21 protein-coding genes and 1 riboswitch are annotated in these 19457 nt (G+C 31.7%); of the genes, 20 read left to right on the top strand and 1 reads right to left on the bottom strand.

The annotated features are described in order from the left end of the window. Window positions 1–94 precede the first annotated feature (94 nt). Complete coding sequence (locus tag CLPA_RS06020) at window positions 95–1684, top strand: peptide chain release factor 3 (RefSeq protein WP_003446101.1); 1590 nt, start codon at window positions 95–97, stop codon at window positions 1682–1684. A 133-nt stretch (window positions 1685–1817) separates the two neighbouring features. On the opposite strand, the gene CLPA_RS06025 is transcribed toward CLPA_RS06020, so the two are convergent. Beyond that, on the bottom strand, window positions 1818–2792 hold the full coding sequence (locus CLPA_RS06025) for a phosphatase PAP2 family protein (protein WP_003446103.1): 975 nt from the start codon (window positions 2790–2792) through the stop codon (window positions 1818–1820). A 237-nt stretch (window positions 2793–3029) separates the two neighbouring features. Then, a riboswitch (cobalamin riboswitch) is annotated at window positions 3030–3268 on the top strand. Between the two features lie 328 nt (window positions 3269–3596). Between CLPA_RS06025 and CLPA_RS06030 the strand changes: the two genes are divergently transcribed. The 19 genes from CLPA_RS06030 to CLPA_RS06110 all read left to right on the top strand — a co-directional run bounded on the left by CLPA_RS06030 (window position 3597) and on the right by CLPA_RS06110 (window position 19378). Then, entirely contained in the window at window positions 3597–4343 is a 747-nt protein-coding gene (locus CLPA_RS06030) for an energy-coupling factor ABC transporter permease (protein WP_003446104.1), read from the top strand. Between the two features lie 23 nt (window positions 4344–4366). Beyond that, on the top strand, window positions 4367–4666 hold the full coding sequence (locus CLPA_RS06035) for an energy-coupling factor ABC transporter substrate-binding protein (protein WP_034829638.1): 300 nt from the start codon (window positions 4367–4369) through the stop codon (window positions 4664–4666). Continuing rightward, complete coding sequence (cbiQ, locus tag CLPA_RS06040; RefSeq protein WP_003446110.1) at window positions 4663–5430, top strand: cobalt ECF transporter T component CbiQ; 768 nt, start codon at window positions 4663–4665, stop codon at window positions 5428–5430. The genes CLPA_RS06035 and cbiQ overlap by 4 nt, the downstream gene beginning before the upstream one ends. A 164-nt stretch (window positions 5431–5594) precedes the next feature. Continuing rightward, a complete protein-coding gene (locus tag CLPA_RS06045; protein WP_003446111.1) occupies window positions 5595–6425 on the top strand; it encodes an energy-coupling factor ABC transporter ATP-binding protein in 831 nt (276 codons plus the stop codon). A gap of 267 nt (window positions 6426–6692) precedes the next feature. Further along, window positions 6693–7661, top strand: a complete 969-nt coding sequence (hemB, locus tag CLPA_RS06050) for a porphobilinogen synthase (protein ID WP_003446113.1) — start codon at window positions 6693–6695, stop codon at window positions 7659–7661. A gap of 86 nt (window positions 7662–7747) precedes the next feature. After that, on the top strand, window positions 7748–8593 hold the full coding sequence (locus CLPA_RS06055; RefSeq protein WP_003446116.1) for a sirohydrochlorin cobaltochelatase: 846 nt from the start codon (window positions 7748–7750) through the stop codon (window positions 8591–8593). Between the two features lie 3 nt (window positions 8594–8596). Continuing rightward, window positions 8597–10156, top strand: coding sequence for a cobyric acid synthase (locus CLPA_RS06060; protein ID WP_003446118.1), 1560 nt, complete (start codon window positions 8597–8599; stop codon window positions 10154–10156). Then, the gene (gene cbiB / locus CLPA_RS06065; protein WP_003446123.1) at window positions 10153–11145 is read left to right on the top strand and encodes an adenosylcobinamide-phosphate synthase CbiB; all 993 of its coding nucleotides are present in this window, start codon (window positions 10153–10155) and stop codon (window positions 11143–11145) included. Before CLPA_RS06060 ends, cbiB begins: the two co-directional genes overlap by 4 nt. 34 nt (window positions 11146–11179) lie before the next feature. Beyond that, on the top strand, window positions 11180–11278 hold the full coding sequence (locus tag CLPA_RS20390; RefSeq protein ID WP_236900413.1) for a DUF4829 domain-containing protein: 99 nt from the start codon (window positions 11180–11182) through the stop codon (window positions 11276–11278). Between the two features lie 74 nt (window positions 11279–11352). Beyond that, window positions 11353–12402 (top strand): pyridoxal phosphate-dependent aminotransferase, encoded by a 1050-nt coding sequence (locus CLPA_RS06070; RefSeq protein WP_003446125.1) that lies wholly within the window; start codon window positions 11353–11355, stop codon window positions 12400–12402. Between the two features lie 172 nt (window positions 12403–12574). Next, a complete protein-coding gene (locus tag CLPA_RS06075) occupies window positions 12575–13114 on the top strand; it encodes a cob(I)yrinic acid a,c-diamide adenosyltransferase (protein WP_003446127.1) in 540 nt (179 codons plus the stop codon). 4 nt (window positions 13115–13118) lie between these two features. Continuing rightward, window positions 13119–14453 (top strand): cobyrinic acid a,c-diamide synthase CobB, encoded by a 1335-nt coding sequence (locus CLPA_RS06080; RefSeq protein ID WP_003446129.1) that lies wholly within the window; start codon window positions 13119–13121, stop codon window positions 14451–14453. A 119-nt stretch (window positions 14454–14572) separates the two neighbouring features. Further along, window positions 14573–15280, top strand: a complete 708-nt coding sequence (locus CLPA_RS06085; RefSeq protein ID WP_003446131.1) for a flavodoxin family protein — start codon at window positions 14573–14575, stop codon at window positions 15278–15280. A 61-nt stretch (window positions 15281–15341) separates the two neighbouring features. After that, entirely contained in the window at window positions 15342–15968 is a 627-nt protein-coding gene (locus CLPA_RS06090; protein ID WP_003446133.1) for a precorrin-8X methylmutase, read from the top strand. Window positions 15969–15982: 14 nt separating this feature from the next. Further along, window positions 15983–17074, top strand: coding sequence for a cobalt-precorrin-5B (C(1))-methyltransferase CbiD (gene cbiD / locus CLPA_RS06095; protein WP_003446135.1), 1092 nt, complete (start codon window positions 15983–15985; stop codon window positions 17072–17074). Continuing rightward, entirely contained in the window at window positions 17067–17207 is a 141-nt protein-coding gene (locus tag CLPA_RS21105; RefSeq protein WP_155760360.1) for a hypothetical protein, read from the top strand. The genes cbiD and CLPA_RS21105 overlap by 8 nt, the downstream gene beginning before the upstream one ends. 84 nt (window positions 17208–17291) lie before the next feature. Next, the gene (gene cbiE, locus CLPA_RS06100; protein WP_003446137.1) at window positions 17292–17909 is read left to right on the top strand and encodes a precorrin-6y C5,15-methyltransferase (decarboxylating) subunit CbiE; all 618 of its coding nucleotides are present in this window, start codon (window positions 17292–17294) and stop codon (window positions 17907–17909) included. Next, window positions 17890–18456 (top strand): precorrin-6Y C5,15-methyltransferase (decarboxylating) subunit CbiT, encoded by a 567-nt coding sequence (gene cbiT, locus CLPA_RS06105; RefSeq protein WP_003446139.1) that lies wholly within the window; start codon window positions 17890–17892, stop codon window positions 18454–18456. The genes cbiE and cbiT overlap by 20 nt, the downstream gene beginning before the upstream one ends. Window positions 18457–18712: 256 nt before the next feature. Beyond that, window positions 18713–19378 (top strand): cobalt-factor II C(20)-methyltransferase, encoded by a 666-nt coding sequence (locus CLPA_RS06110; RefSeq protein WP_003446141.1) that lies wholly within the window; start codon window positions 18713–18715, stop codon window positions 19376–19378. The last annotated feature ends 79 nt before the right edge of the window (window positions 19379–19457 follow it).

Consider the following 19457-nt stretch of genomic DNA (forward strand, 5'->3'; position numbering starts at 1 on the left):
TAAAATAGGTAACATTGTAAGATCTTAAAATTATCATGAGAAAATAATAGAATTTTTTCATGGATTTTATAAATTTTAAGTAACTTGAAGTTAATTGGCTGATTTTATAAATGAAATAGAAAAAAGAAGAACCTTTGCTATAATATCTCACCCAGATGCGGGTAAGACAACACTTACAGAGAAGCTTCTTTTATATGGTGGAGCTATAAGAATGGCAGGTTCTGTTAAAGCTAGAAAGGCTTCAAAACATGCAGTATCAGATTGGATGGAAATAGAAAAGCAAAGAGGTATTTCTGTAACATCTTCTGTAATGCAGTTTAATTATGAGGGCTATTGTATAAATATATTGGATACACCAGGACACCAAGACTTTAGTGAAGATACTTATAGAACTTTAATGGCGGCAGATAGTGCAGTAATGGTAGTAGACGCCGCTAAAGGTATAGAAGCTCAGACAAGAAAGCTGTTTAATGTCTGCAGTCTTAGAGGTATACCTATATTTACCTTTATAAATAAAATGGATAGAGAAAGTAAAGATCCTTTTGAATTAATGCAGCAATTGGAAGATGAACTTGGTATAAAAACCTATCCTGTAAATTGGCCTATAGGTTCAGGAAAGAATTTTAAAGGAGTCTATGAAAGAGATAACAAGGTTATACAGGTTTTTGATGGTGGAAATCATGGTCAAACGGAAGTAGAAACCATAGAAGGAAATGTAGATGACAGTGTTTTTAGGGATTTGCTTGGTGATGATCTTCATGATAAATTAATTGAAGATATTGAACTTTTGGATATAGCTGGAGATGAGTTTGATATTGAAAAATTAAGAAAGGGTGAATTAACTCCTGTATTTTTCGGAAGCGCCCTTACAAACTTTGGAGTTAAGCCTTTCTTGGAGTCATTTTTAAAATTAACACCGCCACCTTTGGCTAGAAATTCTGATCAAGGTGAAATAGATGTTTTCAGAAAGGATTTTTCGGCTTTTATATTTAAAATTCAGGCAAATATGAATAAAGCACATAGAGATAGAATTGCTTTTATGAGAATATGTTCTGGAGAATTTAAAAAAGGCATGGAAGTCTTTCATGTTCAAAAGGGAAATAAAGTAAGATTAACTCAGCCACAGCAATTTCTTGCACAGGACAGGGAAATAATTGATAAGGCCTATGCCGGAGATATTATAGGAGTATTTGATCCAGGTATATTTAACATAGGAGATACTCTGTGTGAAAGTACAGATAAATTTAAATTTGAAGGTATACCAACTTTTGCACCAGAACATTTTGCCAGAGTAAGAACTGTAGATACCATGAAAAGAAAACAATTTATAAAGGGAATAACTCAAATTTCTCAAGAAGGTGCTATACAGGTATTCAAAGAAGTGAATATTGGTGTAGAAGAGCTTATTGTTGGAGTAGTAGGTGTACTTCAATTTGAAGTGTTGGAGTATAGACTTAAAAATGAATACAATGTAGATATAAAGATGGATAGATTGGGCTTTAAGAGCATAAGATGGATAGAAAATGAGGATGTAGATCCTAAAAGTTTAGTTATAACTTCAGATTCAAAGTTTGTCAAAGACCTAAATGATAGAAATCTTTTGCTATTCCAGAGTGAGTGGTCCATCGGTTGGGTGCTGGAACACAATAAGGGATTGGTATTATCAGATATTTCTAAATCATAGTTGATGTATTTATTTGGTTTTAGTGGATACTATTGAGAAATTATGAAATAAGGTTTGTTGTATACTATTATCAGCTTTCAACTAAAAAAGTCTATCAAATCATTAACTAAAGATTTGATAGACTTTTATATTTTTACATATTTACAGTATCATTTTCTTTTACTACTAAGTTGTCATTTTTAAAATTGCTTTTATAATAAAATCTGCTAAAATATTTTTTTAATGGTATTTCTAATTTTGAAAATAAGAAATCTACTAATTTTACAGTACCATAGGCTAAAAGAAGCCCTGCAATTACATCAATAAACCAGTGTATTTCTAAATACATTGTAGAATATATTACACTAAGGCAGAAAAATCCCCAAACCCATTTAAATATCTTGTCCTTTTCCCTTAGCACAAGCAGAAACATGGCAAAGGAGATTGAGGTATGCATAGATGGAAAACAATTTATAGTCCATCCTGCTGCTTGGATTTTAGTAAAATTACGAGCTAGTCCATCAGGATGACCTAGTACGAACCATACTTCTTGAAGGTGAAACATCAAATAGAAAGGACTTATTAAAAATATTTGAAATACGTGTGCAGAACAGAGGTATTTACACATTTTTTTAAAGTCTTTTGCTATACCAGATCTAAGTATTGGAATTATGGCAGTCATTACGAAACCATTGTTATAAACTAATCTCATAAACCAAGTGAGAGTTTCATTTTTATAAATTCTTGCAAAAGATGAATTATTAAAAGGTATCTTGCTGAATATTGGATTTAAATCTATTACTATACCTCTGGCAATCTGCCATTTTAAAATTTTGCCCCAGATTTCATAACCATGAGTATTAATGTAAATTAAGAAAATAAAAAATGGCACACATAATATTAAGAAAGAAAGCCATTTTACATCCTTTCTAGCATCACGAAAAGCAGTAATGGCTGCAAACCAATACAGTGAAGCAACTATTTTATAATTAATACTATAGTTGCTGAAATAAATAGGTATTACAATTATAAATAATATACTGCCAATAATTAAAGTGTAATATTCATTTAAAAAGTCTATAAATTTCGATATTACGGCCTTTGTATATAAATTTTTTATAAATTCCATAAAATCCTCCATCAAATTAAATTATGACATAAATTATAACATAAATTTTACATAAAATTAATATGGAATTAATAGTATATATTTTCTTAATATATAGAGAATTTCCAAATATATTTTGTTTAAATAATTTTATATTGACATAATTTAATTATAATCGTAAACTTAAGTAAATAGCTATTTTATTAAAAGTATACAAGTAAATGTAATGAAGTCAAATTTTATTTGTATCAATTGAAAATTTAATAATAAGATACAGGTTTAATTATTTTGTAATTAATTAAAAGGGAATCAGGTTAAAATCCTGAACGGTCCCGCCACTGTAATAGAAGAGTTTAAATACAATATATAGAGAATAAATAGTTGTACAAATTTTATTAGTACTTTATTTATCTCCATATAAACCACTGGGAAACTGGGAAGGTGTATTTAAATGATGAATCTTTAGTCAGGATACCTGCCTGTATTTTTCGCCATGGTCTCTACGAGCGATAGGGAGGTGTTAATATGAAAGTGCTCTTGTTAATTTTATAATAATTAAGCATGTAAGAAATTCTTTTAACACTTATGTTGAAAGGATTTATTTTTTTGTATTTAATGGAATATTTAGTTCCATATAGTGTATAAAATATCTGTTTTGAAGCAAGTTCTTAATTCAGGTGGGAATTCTTCTATCCCATCTGAAATTTAGAACTGCAAATGCATGGCTTACTTGGCGTTGAACTCTCACTTGAAGAAGGGGGAGACTTACGCCAAGTTAGTCAGGTGAAAAGTTAAATCTTAATTATTAGAAAGTGAGAGTTTATTATGTCTAAAAGAAAGCAGATTTTATTAGCTGTATTGCTGATGCTTATATTTATTCCTAAGAATGTATATGCTATGCATATTATGGAGGGATTTCTTCCGCCTAAATGGGCTATTGCCTGGGGAGTTATATGTATACCCTTTGTGGTGGTGGGATTTTTTTCTATAAAGGAAAAAATACAATTAAATCCAAGAATGAAACTACTGCTGGCTATGGTAGGGGCCTTTGCTTTTGTCTTATCTGCCTTAAAGATACCTTCTGTTACCGGCAGTTGTTCTCATCCTACAGGGGTAGGACTTGGTGCAATTTTATTTGGACCTACTATTATGAGTGTTGTAGGTCTCATAGTACTTATTTTCCAAGCATTGCTTTTAGCTCATGGAGGGCTTACTACTTTAGGTGCCAATACTTTTTCTATGGCAATTGTAGGACCTATAGTATCTTATGTTGTTTACAAACTTTTAGTAAAGAAAAATGTATCTACTTCTATTGCTGTATTTACTGCAGCAATGCTTGGAGATTTAATGACTTATGTTACTACTTCTATTGAACTTGCAATGGCTTTTCCTGATGCAACAGGTGGATTTATGGTATCAGCAGTGAAATTTATGGGTATATTCGCCATAACACAAATTCCCCTTGCCATAAGTGAAGGAATACTTACAGTTATAGTTTTCAATCTTCTTACTAATTATAATTTAGATGATCTGAAACAACTAAAAGTTATCTTACCTGGAAAGGAGAAATAATTGTGGAAGTAAAAAAGAGTCATATGAGTTTACTGAAAAAAAATTTAATATTAGGTGTGATTGTAATACTTATAGCGGTAGTTCCGCTGATATTTGTGAAGGGAGCTGAATTTGGAGGCTCAGATGATAAAGCTGAAGCTGAAATTACCAACATAGATAAAAATTATAAGCCATGGTTTTCATCTATCTGGGAACCGCCAAGTGGAGAAATAGAAAGTCTTCTATTTTCCTCACAGGCAGCTCTTGGAGCTGGTGTTATAGGATATTATTTTGGATATCAAAAGGGAAAAATCAGTAGAAAAAATGAGAGTAAAAAATCATGATTTCCATAGATAAATTAGCCTATACTTCTGATCTTAGAAAGACTAATCCTATGGAGAAGTTTATATTTTCCATTATTACAATGATTCTTTGTATAGCTTTAAATAAAATAGTCATATCAGTTATAATATTCACTACTATGACCTTTTTTATAGTAGTAAAAGGAAAAATACCATTAAATATATATTTTAAATTAATACTGCTGCCGGTATCCTTTTTGATTATGGGGATTTTAACAATAGCAATAAATGTGCTCAACAACAATAATGCTGTTATATTAAGTTTTATAGTATTGGGCTTTAAATTGGGAGTTACGGAAAAAAGTTTGATAACAGCAGGAAATATATTTTTTAAAGCATTAGCTTCTGTTTCATGCTTATATTTTCTTACATTGACTACTCCACTGTTTGAAATTTTAATAGTGCTTAGAAGATGTAAAATACCTAAACTATTTGTAGAGCTCATGGGTCTCATGTACAGATTTATTTTTATATTAATGGATAGGGCAAATATGATTTTTATATCTCAAAACTGCAGACTGGGATATTCAAATATTAAAATAGGATATAAGTCTATTGGTACATTAATTACTTCTCTATTTGTGAGTTCTTATAAGCGTTCACAAGATATGTATACCAGTATGGAAGCAAGATGTTATGATGGGGAAATAAACTTAATTGAATATGATTATAAAATTTCACATAAAAATATAGTTTTGATTGTAATTTTGGAATTAATTCTAATTGTAGTTGGAGTTATTTTATAATTTTTATCAACTTAAAGATTAATTCATTTAAATTTAAAGCTATTAGTAATGCAATAAATTTAGATGAATAATTTTATAAGCTAATTATTCTATAGTATGATATCTACTTAAGTGGCAGTATGCACATATTTATATAGAAAAAATTGATTGGAGGATTTTGCTTAATGGCTGAATATATAATTGAAACAAGAAATTTAAGTTTTGAATATTCAGATGGAACAAAAGCATTAAAAAATGTAAATCTAAAAATAAAAAAGGGTAAGAAAATAGCTTTTATCGGAGTTAATGGCTCGGGAAAATCTACTTTGTTTTTAAATTTAAATGGAGTATTAAAACCAAGTGAGGGAAATGTAATATTTAAGGGAAAAGAAATTAAATACAATCAGAGAGAATTAAATAATATTAGAAAATCTATAGGTATCGTATTTCAGGATCCCGAAAATCAAATATTTTCTGCCAGTGTGTATCAGGAGGTATCTTTTGGAGCCATGAATCTAAAGCTGACTAAAGAAGAAGTTATAAGAAGAGTAGACAAAGCCCTTAAAGATACAGATGTATATTCTTATAAGGATAAAGCTGTACATTTTTTGAGTTATGGACAGAAGAAGAGGGTTTCTATTGCAGATATATTGGTAATGGAACCAGAAGTGATAGTATTTGATGAACCAACTTCAAGTCTTGATCCTAAACATTCTTTAGAACTTGTAGATATATTTGATAATATAAATAGAGATGGAATGACAGTTATTATTTCTACTCATGATGTAGAACTAGCCTATTCCTGGGCAGATTATATATTTGTTATGAAGGATGGAAAAGTAGAGAAAGAAGGTAGTCCCTATGAAATTTTTTCTGATGATAAATTATTGGAAAGTTGTTATCTTCAGAAACCATTAATTTTAGAAGTATATGAAAATATGCTTGCTAGTGGAAAATTAGAAGCTTCTGTTAAAATTCCAAGAAATAAAAAAGAACTTTTAGAAATAATAAATTAAAATAAATAAAGCCATTTACTGGTATAATATAATTATTTAAAATATTAATTGTAATATTTGATCTTTTAACACAATGAAAGTAAAAAATTTAGATGAATTATTCAAGAATGTGTGGCTGTTATCGGATAAACATTCTTAAAGAAGGACTTAAGATGAGTAATTCACATTGAAAGAAATTAAATATAATTAAGTTTAATAGAGAAGGGATGGTGAAAACCGTTATAAGGTATTTTGTTATTTAGCTTAAAAATGCCTAACGGGATTGATATGTTTAGAAGACATAGAAGACTTAGAGAAAATTCAACTATAAGAGGATTAGTAAGAGAAACAGTATTAACTCCTAATGACTTTATTTATCCTATATTTGTAACTGAAGGAGAAAATATAAAAAGGGAAATAGAATCCATGCCGGATAATTATCATTGGTCAATAGACAGACTTCATGAATTAGTTGCTCAGGTAGAAAAAGCTGGAGTAAAGGGAATAATGGTATTTGGACTTCCGGATCATAAGGATGAAGTTGGAACCTCTGCTTTTGAAGAAGATGGAATAGTTCAAAAGGCATTAAGAGAAATTAAAGAACTTGCCCCTGATTTACTGCTAATTACAGACGTATGTATGTGTGAATATACAAGTCATGGTCATTGTGGAATACTAAAGAATAAGAGAGTAGACAATGATGAAACCATAAAATATATAGCAAAAATTGCTCTATCCCATGCTAAGGCAGGTGCAGATATGGTAGCACCTTCAGACATGATGGATGGGAGAGTAGAAGCTATAAGAAATATTTTAGATGAAAATGGATATAAACATGTATCCATAATGGCCTACAGTGCAAAATATGCTTCTGCCTTTTTTGGACCTTTTAGAGAAGCTGCTGATTCAGCTCCTCAATTTGGTGACAGAAAGGGTTATCAGATGGACCCTGCCAATATAAGAGAAGCTATGCTGGAAATTGAGGATGATATAAATGAAGGAGCAGATATAATAATGGTAAAGCCTGCTATGTCTTACCTTGATATAATAAGATGGGCCAGAGATAAGTACAATTATCCTGTGGCAGCTTACAGTGTCAGTGGTGAATATGCCATGATTAAGGCTGCTGGAAAACTGGGTGTTATAGATGAAAAGGCTACTGCTTTAGAAGTGTTAATATCTTTAAAGAGAGCTGGAGCAGACATAATAATTACCTACTTTGCACTGGATGCCTGCCGCTGGCTTAGAGGTCAGTAGTTTTAAAAGCCGTTTTGCAAGGTTCAAAAGGGTTATTGATAAAGAAAAAATTACTTAAAAACAAGATTTGAAAAGGAGAGAGGTCCTTGCAGAAAAAAAGGGATAAGGTAATACTTGTGGTAAGTTTTGGAACTACCTATGAAAAAACCAGAAAATTAACTATAGAAAGCATTGAAAAATGTATAGAGGATGGATTTAAAGACTACGATATAAAGAGAGCGTTTACTTCACATATGATAATAAAATCGCTTAAAAAAAGAGATGGCTATATTGTAGATACTCCAGAAGAAGCTTTGAGCAAGATAGCAGAAGAAGGCTATAAGGAAGTCATAGTTCAGTCTCTTCACATAATTCCTGGAGTAGAATATGATTATGTATGTAATGTAGTGGAAAGTTATAGACAAAAGGATATATTTGATAAAATTGAACTTGGAAGACCAATACTATATTTTAAAGGAGACGGTAGTGAGCTTTATGATGATTATTCTGTAGTGGTAGAGGCATTGAAGTGTCAGCTTCCAAAGGAAGGGGTTACAGTGTTCATGGGACATGGAACCACTCATCCTGCGAATTCCTGCTATGCTTGCCTTCAGATGGTTTTTAGAGATCATCAGATAAATAATGTATATGTTGGAACTGTAGAAGGCTATCCTTCTTTAGATAATATAGTGAATACACTAAAAACAGATGGTGTAGAGGAAGTTACATTAATGCCTCTTATGGTGGTAGCTGGAGATCATTGTAATAATGATATGGCTTCAGAGGAGGAAGATTCCTGGAAGAAAGTTCTAGAAAAAGAGGGATTCAAGGTTAATTTATATATGCATGGATTGGGAGAAAATCCCCTATTCAGAGAGATATTTGTAAAGCATGTGGAAGATGCCATTACAGATAGATATAAAAACATAGGAGTAACAAAAAAGGGGAATTAAAAGATGGCAAAGTTAATGATACAGGGTACAGCTTCTTCTGTAGGTAAAAGTATTCTTGTAACGGCTTTATGCAGAATTTTTAAGCAGGATGGGTACAGAGTGGTGCCTTATAAGTCTCAGAATATGTCTTTAAATTCCTATATAACTTTAGATGGAAAGGAAATGGGAAGAGCACAGGTGCTTCAGGCCTATGCCTGCGGCATGGAACCAGAGGTATATATGAACCCCATACTGCTTAAACCAACCTCAGATAAAAAATCTCAAGTTATAGTCAATGGAAAGGTATATGGAAACTATACGGCTATGGAATATCACAATATGAAACCTGTGTTTAGAGATATGTTAAGAAAACAATTTGAAAAGCTGGAACAGGAATTTGATATAGTAGTTATGGAAGGGGCAGGAAGCCCCGCTGAGATAAATCTAAGGGATAGAGATATAGTAAATATGGGAATGGCAGAACTGGTAGATGCTTCGGTAATACTTGTGGGAGATATCGATAAAGGAGGAGTGTTTGCCTCAATTGCAGGTACTATGCTTTTATTAAAAGAAGAAGAGAAAAAAAGAGTTAAAGGAACTATTATAAATAAATTCAGAGGAGACATAGATATACTAAAACCAGGGCTTGATATGCTACAGAGCATAATAAAAATACCTTCTATGGGAGTAGTTCCTCATTTTAATTTACAGCTGGAAGATGAGGATGGGGCAGTAGAATTTGAAAAGAAAACTCATGAGTCTATAGATATAGCAGTTATTAAATTGCCTCATATATCTAATTTTACAGATCTTGATGCACTTAAAGCTGAAGAAGATGTATCTGTAAGATTTATAACTAGTGCAGAAGAATTTGGCAATCCGGATATGATAATTATACCTGGAAGCAAGAATACCATAGAGGATTTATTAAAACTTCGCGAAAATGGATTGGAATTAAAGATAAAGAAATATAGTGAAACTGGAATTGTCATAGGTATATGCGGTGGATATCAGATGTTAGGTAACTCTGTTAAAGATCCCTATGGAGTAGAAACAGATAATCTGCACACCGAGGGAATGAAGTTATTAGATATGGATACTGTTTTTGAAGAAGAAAAAGTTACAACAAGGGTAAAGGCAATTATATCTTCAGAGAATTTGCTTCATGATATTAATAAATATATAGTAAATTATGAGAATGTTAAAGCAAAAGAAGTTGAAAAAATCATCAGCAGAGATAAATTTGTCTATGGTTATGAGATTCATATGGGCATATGCAAATACGGAGAAAACTCAAAGCCGCTTTTCAATATAGTAGATAAAAATGGACTTAAAGTAAATTATAGTGATGGAGCAATCAATAAAAGAGGAAATATTATGGGTACCTATATTCATGGAATATTTGACAGTATTTACTTTAGAGAGTACATAGTGAATCTGCTAAGAAGTAAAAAAGGTATTGCTCTTAAAAAATCCAAGGAATATGAAAAGCTCAGAGAAAGAGAATTGGATAGATTAGCAGACATAGTCAGAAGAGCTCTGGATATGGATAGTATATATAAGATTATGGGATTGAAAAGATGATATATATAGCTCTAGATATACTTTTAGCAGTAATTTTAGACTTTATATTAGGAGATCCTAGGTGGCTGCCCCATCCTATAATATACATTGGAAAATTAATAAGTTTTTTGGAGAATAAGGCAAGAAAATTAGCGGAGAGTGATAGTAGGTTAAGATTATCAGGTGCCGTAATTGTGATAATTACAGGATTTATTAGTTTTATTATTCCCTTTTGTTTATTAGAAATTGTAAAGCCCTTTGCAGTAGTATATCACATACTCAACATACTTATAATCTGGACTACACTAGCAGCGAAGAGTTTGAATATAGCGGCAATGAAGGTATATACTTCTCTTGAAAATAATGATATAGAGGATGCCAGAATAAAGCTTTCCCATATTGTAGGAAGAGACACAAAAGAACTTTCAGAGGAAGAAATAATAAGGGCAGATGTAGAAACTGTGGCTGAAAATACTTCTGATGGAGTCATAGCACCGCTTATATTTGCCATGATAGGAGGAGTACCTTTAGCCATGTTGTATAAAGCTGTTAATACCATGGATTCTATGCTTGGGTACAAAAATAAGAGATATTACTATATAGGTTTTTTCCCAGCAAAGATAGATGATCTATTCAATTTAATACCTGCCAGAATTACAGGTGTACTTATAGCACTGATTTCTCCTTTGGTGAAGGGAAATATTTTAGAGAGTTTCAAAATAATGATTAGGGATAGGAAAAATCATAAGAGTCCAAATTGTGCATATCCCGAGGCTGCAGCTGCAGGTGCAATGAAGGTGCAGCTGGGTGGAACTAATAGCTATTTTGGAGAACTTGTCTACAAGCCTACCTTAGGGGATGGAAAGCAAGATTTAGATAAAAGACATATAAAAGAAGTTATCAGGCTCATGTATGGGGCAGAAATACTGTTGGTGATTGTATATATTATTGTAGTTTATTTGATTAGTAAGAATCTATTTTTATACTTAATAAATTGTAATAGTTTATAGAGTTGAATATGAAGTTAAATATAAAAATGATAGGATTAGTTCACAGAATAGTGGAAAGAAACTTTGGTGGTTTACAGTTATTAGAAAAGATGAAAATTCACCTTGGTTAATTGATGAGTTTGGAGAAGGTTGAGTATTAATATTATATTATCTAGGGGAAACAATAATCAATAATTGTATAGTTGAAAGTAAAGGAGGACTTAATCTATGATTCACGGCGGAGACATATATACAGACGGTATTTTTAAAGGAAAAGAACTTCTGGATTTCAGCTCTAACATAAATCCTCTTGGAGTGCCAAAAGGGTTTAAAAATAACATAGATGAAGCATTAAACAATGTAACCAGATACCCTGATATTAAATATAGAGAAGTTCTTAAAAGTCTTTCAAATTATACTGGTATTTTAAAGAAAAATTTTGTTATGGGTAATGGTGCAGCAGAAATTATAGATTTAGTTATAAGTAATTTTAAGAGTATATTGATAGTAGTGCCTTCTTTTGTGGAATATGAAATAAATGCTAAGAAGTGGAGATGCCACATAGAGTATTCCAAGTTACAAGATAATATGAATTTTGACTATGAAGATATTGAGAATAAGCTCGATGCCGTTGAAGCGCTTATAATAGGCAATCCTAATAATCCTAATGGTAACATCATAGATAAGGCTAAATTTCAGACTATTATAGAAATTTGTGAAGCTAAAGGTAAAATAATAATTATAGATGAAGCCTTTATAGAATTCACAGGCAGTATAAAAAACAGCTTCATAGATAAAATAGAAGGTAATAGATCTATCTTTATTATAAGAGCTATTACTAAATTCTTTGCCATGCCGGGGGTTAGGTTTGGCTATGGTATAAGCAGTAATGAAGAACTATTAAACAATATAAGAAAGAAGCAAAATCCTTGGAATATAAACTGTTTTGCAGAATTAGCAGTTAAGTATTCACTTGCAGATGAAGAGTATATTAAAAGATCCCTTCAGTGGATAGAGGAAGAGAGAAAATTTTTTATAAGTGGACTTAATGAGATTCGCTGCATAGAGAAAACTTTTAAAAGTTTTTCAAATTTTGTGCTTTGCAAGCTAAAGAATATAGATGAAGAGAAATTATATAAATATTGCCTTGGAAATGGAATAATTATCAGAAAAGCAGGTGATTTCAGAGGGTTAGACAATAGCTATGTAAGATTTGCTGTAAAGGATAGGAATTCTAATAAGAGATTAATTAAAGTGCTAAGAGATGTTAGTTCTTAGAATGCTTATAGTTTTTAAAACGTTTAATTATAAATTTATGATTTTAAAATAAAGTCTTTAAAATACATTTATAATTAGCAATATTTAATTATATATTAAAGTATTTATTATGAGAAAATAGTTAAGTGGAAAGGTATAATTGACATATTAAATATAAGAAAAGAGGTATTTTATGGGTAAACTAACTAGAGGATACATTCAAGTATACACTGGTAATGGCAAGGGTAAAACTACTGCTGCTGTAGGGCTAGGTGTGAGAGCAGCTGGAGATGGATACAATGTATTTCTGGTACAATTTTTAAAATCTGGTTTCACTGGAGAACTTGAAAGCATAAAAAAGCTTGAACCTGATTTTCGGATTTTTAGATTTGAAAAGAAAAGAGGGTTTTTTTGGACTTTAAATGACAGCGAAAAAGCAGAATTAAAGAAGGAAATACAAGCCGCCTATAGATTTTGCTTAGATGCTTTAGAAAATAATAAATGTGACGTTCTAATTATGGATGAAATTATGGGAGCCATATCAAATGAACTTGTTTCAAAGGAACAAGTTTTACAGCTTATAGAGGCTAAACCAGATAATATGGAACTCGTACTAACGGGAAGAAATGTACCAGAAGAAATAGTAAATAAGGCAGATTTGGTTACGGAAATGAGAGAAATAAAGCATTATTTTGAAAAAGGAGTTCCTGCTAGAGAAGGGATAGAGTATTAATTATATGAAAAATATTATTATATCCTCCAATGGTAGTACTGGAGGCAAAACCACCATAACTATGGGATTGTTAAAAGTACTTAAAAATAGAGGGATCAAACCGCAGAGTTATAAGGTAGGGCCGGATTATATAGATCCTGATTTTCATGAATACATTACAAAAGTTCCAGCAAGAAATCTTGATTTGTACCTTATGGGAGAAGATGGAGTTAAAGCTAGTTTTTCCAGAGGCAGTGGTGACTATGGAGTAGTAGAAGGGGTTATGGGACTTTATGATGGCAAGGGTATAAGTACAAAATATTCCACTGCTCATGTGGCAAAACTGCTTAATTTACCTGTGATTTTAGTATTGTCTCCAAAGGCTAAAGCAGCCACTTTATGTGCAGAGATAAAGGGATTGATGAACTTTGAAAATGTAAAAATAGCAGGAATAATATTTAATAATATAAAGGAAAGCTACTATAATTTATTAAAAGCAGCTGTGGAAAAACACTGCAATATTAAAGTGTTTGGATATGTTCCAAGTGATGAAAGACTTTCTTTAAAAAGCAGGCATCTAGGGCTTATACAAAGCAGCGAAATTGAAGATTTAAATGAAAAGGTTGAACTATGTGCAGCATTAATGGAGAAGTATATAGATATTGATTTACTGCTGAAATGTTTTGAAGACTCTCATATAGATTGTAATAAATATATTGATAATCTTCACGTAAAAAATATGGGATTAAAATCAGCAGTAGCTTATGATAAAGCTTTTTGTTTCTATTATAAGGAAAATATCGAACTTCTTGAGGAAGCAGGACAAGTACAGTTTTTCAGTCCCATCAAGGATAGACAAATTCCACAAGACGTAGATTTTTTATACATAGGGGGAGGATATCCTGAGATATTCATAGATAAACTAAGCAGAAATAAAACTATGCTGAAAAGTATAAGAGATGAATTAAATGCTGGTTTAAGATGTTATGCAGAGTGCGGCGGACTTATGTATCTTACGGAAGCAATAGATGGGAAAGAGACAGTAGGATTTTTTAAAGGTGAATCTCAGATGACTAACAAGCTGCAGAATTTTGGCTATGCACAGGCAAAGGTAATTAATGAAAATTCCATATTGCCAGTGGGGATAAGTTTTAATTGCCATGAATTTCATAAATCCAAGGTGAGTTTAGAGAAAAGGTATATATATGAGTTTGATAAAGCTAACTATGATGATTCCATAAAAAAATGGAATTGTGGTTATGTAAAAGGCAATACTTTGGCAAATTATGCTCATGTACATTTCTTTGGAAATCTAGAAATGTTTAAATATTTAATATCATCTAAGCCATTTTCAATATAATAATATTTAAATAGAGATGACGGGAAGATAACTCAATTCCATTGAAAAATATGCTATAATTCAAGTATATTTTATAGCTGAAATTTCTATACTAACCATATTTTTAGGAGGACAATTTTATGAAAATTGTGGTGATTTACGGCACAGAGCATAGAGGCAGCACTTATAATATCTCTCAATTATTTTTGGAAAAATTAAGATCTAAGCCAGAAGAAGTTGTAGAATTTTTTCTTCCAAAGGATATGCCCTATTTTTGTGTAGGATGTGCAAAATGTTTTACTGTAAGCGAAAAATTATGTCCTCATTATAGCAGAATAAATCCCATAAAAGAAGCAATGGAAAAAGCAGACTTAATGATTCTCACAAGTCCTGTATATGTGTTTCATGCAAGCGGTCAAATGAAAGCTTTTCTTGATCATTTTGGATTTCAATGGATGGTACATCGTCCTAATAAAACCATGTTTTCAAAAATGGCTTTAATTATATCCACAGCAGCTGGCGGCGGAATGAAATCTACTAATAAAGATATTAAAGATAGTATGAACTTTTGGGGAGTAGGTAAAATATTTACCTATGGCAAAGCTGTTGCAGCTATAAATTGGGAAGGTGTAAGTGAAAAGAAAAAGATAGAGATAAATAGAGATGTGGAAAGAATAGCTGCCAAAATTTTATCAAGATTTGGTAATATAAAACCTAGCCTAAAAGTAAAAAAACTATTTTATATTATGAGACTTGTTCAAAAAAGATTTACTATTAATGCTGTAGATAAAGAATATTGGGAAAGTCAGGGGTGGCTCGGACACAAACGTCCTTGGAAGAGATTGTAATAGGAAGGGAAGTGAGGACTTAGTGAGTTTTGATATTTATTGTGACTCACTAAAAATGTTTATGGATTATATAAAAATGCCTATGGATATAGAGAAGAGAAGCTTTGAAATAATAGGGGAAGAAATGGGTGAGCATAATTTTTCCCAAAGAGAATTGAGTATAGTAAAAAGAGTTATACATACTACAGCTGATTTTGAATATAAGGATTTAATGTATATAAGAGAAAATGCCATTAATAGTGCCTTAGAATTATTAAAAGAAGGTGTCACTATTTATACTGACACAAATATGGCACTATCAGGAATAAATAAGAAGGCAATTAAGGAGCTAAACTGCAAAGTAGAGTGTTTTGTATCTAGAGAGGATGTAGCTGAGGAGGCTAAGGAGAGAAAGGTTACTCGTTCAATGGCAGCAGTAGAAAAAGCTGTGGAGGAAGGAGTACAGTTCTTTGTATTTGGTAATGCACCAACGGCTTTGTATAGACTTAAAGAGCTTATAGTTGAAGGAAAGGCTGATGCTAGATTTATAGTGGGAGCACCTATAGGTTTTGTAGGGGCTGCTGATTCGAAAATTGAAATAGAAAAGCTTGATTTACCAATGATAACTATAAGAGGAAGAAAAGGTGGAAGTTCAGTAGCCGCTGCTATTGTAAATTCTCTTATGTATATGCTTATAGAAAGAAGTTAAAAGGAAGATAAATAATGCTTGATTTATATATAAATTGTGATGGAAAAAAGCTTAGATGTGGCTATACTACAGGATCCTGTGCAGCCGCTGCAGCTAAGGCGGCGGCTATCATGCTTTATTATGGTAAGGAATTAGATGAAATAAGAATAGATACCCCTAAGGGAATAGAGCTTTTATTAGAAGTGGAGAAAGTTATTAAAGGTGAAAATTATGTAGAGTGCTGCATTGTAAAAGATGCTGGAGATGACCCGGATGTAACTCATGGACTGGAAATATGGGCTAGAGCGGAGAAGAAGAGTAATGGTTATACTTTAAAAGCTGGGAAAGGCGTAGGTGTAGTTAAAGGTGAAGGATTATATGTAAAAAAAGGCGAACCAGCCATAAATCCAGTGCCAAGAAATATGATAGAAAGAGAGGTAAGAGAGGTCTTACCTAAGGATAAAGGAATAGAAATAACTATATTTGTACCAAAGGGAGAAGAAATAGCTAAAAAGACCTTTAATCCAAGGCTTAATATAGAAGGCGGCATTTCCATACTAGGTACAACGGGAATAGTAGTGCCTATGTCTGAAGAAGCACTAAAGGAATCTATAAAGCTGGAGATAAACCAAAAAGCTGCATTGGGTTATAAGGAACTAGTTTTAGTTTTTGGAAATATGGGAGAGGACAAAGCTAGAGAGCTAGGAATTGACCCTAAAAAAATAGTATCCATGTCCAATTATGTGGGCTTTGCATTAAATAGCTGCGTTGAAAAGGGAATAAAAAAAATTACGATTATAGGTCACATAGGGAAAATTTGCAAAGTGGCAGCAGGCTGTTTTAATACACATAGCAGAATTTGTGATGTAAGACTTGAAGTAATAGCCCTTGAACTGGCACTTATGGGGGAGAGTAGGAAAATTGTACAAAAAGTATATGAGCAGAAGACCACAGAAGGGGCAGTTAATCTTTTAGGAGATAATTATCAGCAGCTTTATGAAAGAATAGGAGAGAAGATAAAGCAGAGAATTCAGCAGTTTTCCTATAATCAATTAGAGACAGAGTTAATTATGTTTTCTATGAGAAGGGGAGTGATCTATGATAGTAGAGGTGACATTAATGCGTAGTAGTGGGAAAGGACGAAGGTCAAGGCAAAGTATAAAGTTCAAAGAACAAATATCAAATGTGGAAAAGCTTCGTCCTTTTCTCCTAAGATGTAAAAATAAATATGATGAATACAAATTTGTTTTAGTAACTTAGTAGGAGGATTTATATGACCAATAATTAGAAAGAATACTTTAAAGCAAATCAACTTAATATGTTTAATATTGTGAGGATTAAAATATGATTTACATAGTTGGTCTTGGACCAGGCAGTAGAGAATATATGCTAGTTAAAACTATAGATGTTTTAGAAAATTCAGATATTATTATAGGCTTTAAAAGAGCAATGGAGAGTATTGCTTTTATTAAAGGTGAAAATAAGGTTGTAGTAAAAAATTTAAAAGAAATACTGGATATAATAAATAATGATGCGGATAAGAGTATTTCTATTGTGGCTTCTGGAGACCCCTGTTTCTATGGAATTTCAGATTACATAAATAGGAATTACAAAGGTGATTTAGTTACAATACCAGGTGTAAGTTCCTTTCAGTATCTTATGGCGAAACTTAATAAATCTTGGCAAGGAGCTTACCTTGGAAGTCTTCATGGCAGAGAAGAAGATTTTATAGAGAAGGTTAAAAAAAATAAAATTTCCATATGGCTTACGGATAAGGTGAATTCTCCAAAGGAAATTTGTAAAAGCTTATTTAAGGAAAGTCTCTTAGTTAAAGTTTATGTAGGAGAAAACTTGTCTTACAGTGATGAGAAAATTCTAATTGGAAAACCAGAAGAATTTATGCATATAGAATTTTATGATTTAGCGGTGGTGGTAATAGAAAATGAAATACATAAGGGATGAAGAATTTATAAGGGGTAAAGCTCCTATGACGAAGGAAGAAATACGAATACTAAGTATATCTAAGCTCAATTTGGAAAAGGATTTTAAGGTGCTTGATGTAGGTGCTGGAACTGGTTCAGTATCTGTGCAGATGAGTAAAGTATGTTATGAAGGCCATATTACAGCTATTGAAAAAGATATTGAAGCAATAGACTTAATAGAGAAAAATAAAGAGAAATTTAATGCTCATAATATTAGTATTGTAGAAGGAGAAGCTTTAGAGGTAGAAAATAATATAAATGAAAAATTTGATGCGGTATTTATTGGAGGCAGTGGTGGAGATATAGAGAGTATAATAAAAAGGTATGGAGAAAAGCTGAAACTGCAAAAAAATATGGTGCTGAATTTTATTACTATTGATAATGTATATAGGGCTATGCATACACTTAAAAATCTTGAATATGATGTAGATTTAATTCAAGTATCAGTGAATAGAGGTAAGGGAAAGAGCTGTATGCTGGTGGCAAATAATCCTATCTTCATATTAACAGCGGTAAAGAAATATTAGATTTAATTTAGGTAATATAATAAATTCTTATTAGGGGAAAAGGACTAACTAAGAAGCAAAGTATAAAGTTCAAAGAACAAATATCAAATACTCTTAATTCTTAACTCTTAATTAAATAAATCTGTTCTTTGAACTTTGATATCTGAACTCTTTTAACTCTCCACTTTCTACTATCAACTTTCAACTGAGAAAAGTGTTTCGCACTTTTCTCCATAGATAAATTAAATAATATTATAAAAATACAGGAGGTAAAAATATGGCTAAACTATACGGTATAGGGGTTGGACCAGGAGACAAGGAACTGCTTACTCTTAAAGCAGTTAGGAGGATGAAAAACTGCCCTGTGGTAGTGGTACCCAGCGGTATGGCAGGAGGGAGAAGTATAGCCCTTGAAATAGCAGAGGATTATATAGATAAAGATGCTGAGATAATAGTAAAATACTTTCCAATGGGAGGTAAGGATCAGGAAGAAAAAATATATGAGGCTTTTAAGGCTATAGAGGAAAAGCTTAAAGAAGGCAGCGATGTAGCTTTTCTAACCATTGGGGATCCTTTTGTATATAGTACTTACATATATCTTTTAAAATATATAGAGGAGAGGGGCTACGAAACAGAAACAGTACCTGGAATAACTTCCTTTTGTGCCTGTGCCAGTCTTGCAAAGGAACCCTTGGTAATTGGTAATGAATCACTTCTTATAGTTCCAGGAGATAAAGTAAATACTATTAAAGAGGAAAAATACGTGGTTATAATGAAAGTATATAAAATGGAAGAAGAAATACTAAATGTTCTGGAAGAAAAAGATTTTAACTATGTATACATAAAAAGAGCTGGCAGGGAAGGTCAGGAAATTTTAAGGAGAAGAGAGGACATATTAAACAATAGAGAATATATGTCTCTTATTATAGCAAATAGAAAATAGATAGAATATAAAGTTTATGTGTGAGTATAGATTCTTATAGTGATATAATGCAGTTAAATAACTTTTAATTAGCTATAAT

Origin of the sequence: Clostridium pasteurianum DSM 525 = ATCC 6013 (genome assembly GCF_000807255.1) — a bacterium.
Classification (GTDB): Bacteria; Bacillota; Clostridia; order Clostridiales; family Clostridiaceae; genus Clostridium_I; species Clostridium_I pasteurianum.

Bases quoted from the DNA above. Each gene is read 5' to 3' on its own strand.
- cbiT (WP_003446139.1), top strand. From the start codon at position 17,890: ATGAAATACATAAGGGATGAAGAATTTATAAGGGGTAAAGCTCCTATG.
- CLPA_RS06080 (WP_003446129.1), top strand. From the start codon at position 13,119: ATGAAAAATATTATTATATCCTCCAATGGTAGTACTGGAGGCAAAACC.
- CLPA_RS06075 (WP_003446127.1), top strand. From the start codon at position 12,575: ATGGGTAAACTAACTAGAGGATACATTCAAGTATACACTGGTAATGGC.
- CLPA_RS06025 (WP_003446103.1), bottom strand. From the start codon at position 2,792: ATGGAATTTATAAAAAATTTATATACAAAGGCCGTAATATCGAAATTT.
- CLPA_RS06085 (WP_003446131.1), top strand. From the start codon at position 14,573: ATGAAAATTGTGGTGATTTACGGCACAGAGCATAGAGGCAGCACTTAT.
- cbiE (WP_003446137.1), top strand. From the start codon at position 17,292: ATGATTTACATAGTTGGTCTTGGACCAGGCAGTAGAGAATATATGCTA.
- CLPA_RS06110 (WP_003446141.1), top strand. From the start codon at position 18,713: ATGGCTAAACTATACGGTATAGGGGTTGGACCAGGAGACAAGGAACTG.
- cbiD (WP_003446135.1), top strand. From the start codon at position 15,983: ATGCTTGATTTATATATAAATTGTGATGGAAAAAAGCTTAGATGTGGC.
- cbiB (WP_003446123.1), top strand. From the start codon at position 10,153: ATGATATATATAGCTCTAGATATACTTTTAGCAGTAATTTTAGACTTT.
- CLPA_RS06030 (WP_003446104.1), top strand. From the start codon at position 3,597: ATGTCTAAAAGAAAGCAGATTTTATTAGCTGTATTGCTGATGCTTATA.
- CLPA_RS06060 (WP_003446118.1), top strand. From the start codon at position 8,597: ATGGCAAAGTTAATGATACAGGGTACAGCTTCTTCTGTAGGTAAAAGT.
- cbiQ (WP_003446110.1), top strand. From the start codon at position 4,663: ATGATTTCCATAGATAAATTAGCCTATACTTCTGATCTTAGAAAGACT.
- CLPA_RS06070 (WP_003446125.1), top strand. From the start codon at position 11,353: ATGATTCACGGCGGAGACATATATACAGACGGTATTTTTAAAGGAAAA.
- CLPA_RS06045 (WP_003446111.1), top strand. From the start codon at position 5,595: ATGGCTGAATATATAATTGAAACAAGAAATTTAAGTTTTGAATATTCA.
- CLPA_RS21105 (WP_155760360.1), top strand. From the start codon at position 17,067: ATGCGTAGTAGTGGGAAAGGACGAAGGTCAAGGCAAAGTATAAAGTTC.
- CLPA_RS06035 (WP_034829638.1), top strand. From the start codon at position 4,367: ATGAGTTTACTGAAAAAAAATTTAATATTAGGTGTGATTGTAATACTT.
- CLPA_RS06090 (WP_003446133.1), top strand. From the start codon at position 15,342: ATGGATTATATAAAAATGCCTATGGATATAGAGAAGAGAAGCTTTGAA.
- hemB (WP_003446113.1), top strand. From the start codon at position 6,693: ATGTTTAGAAGACATAGAAGACTTAGAGAAAATTCAACTATAAGAGGA.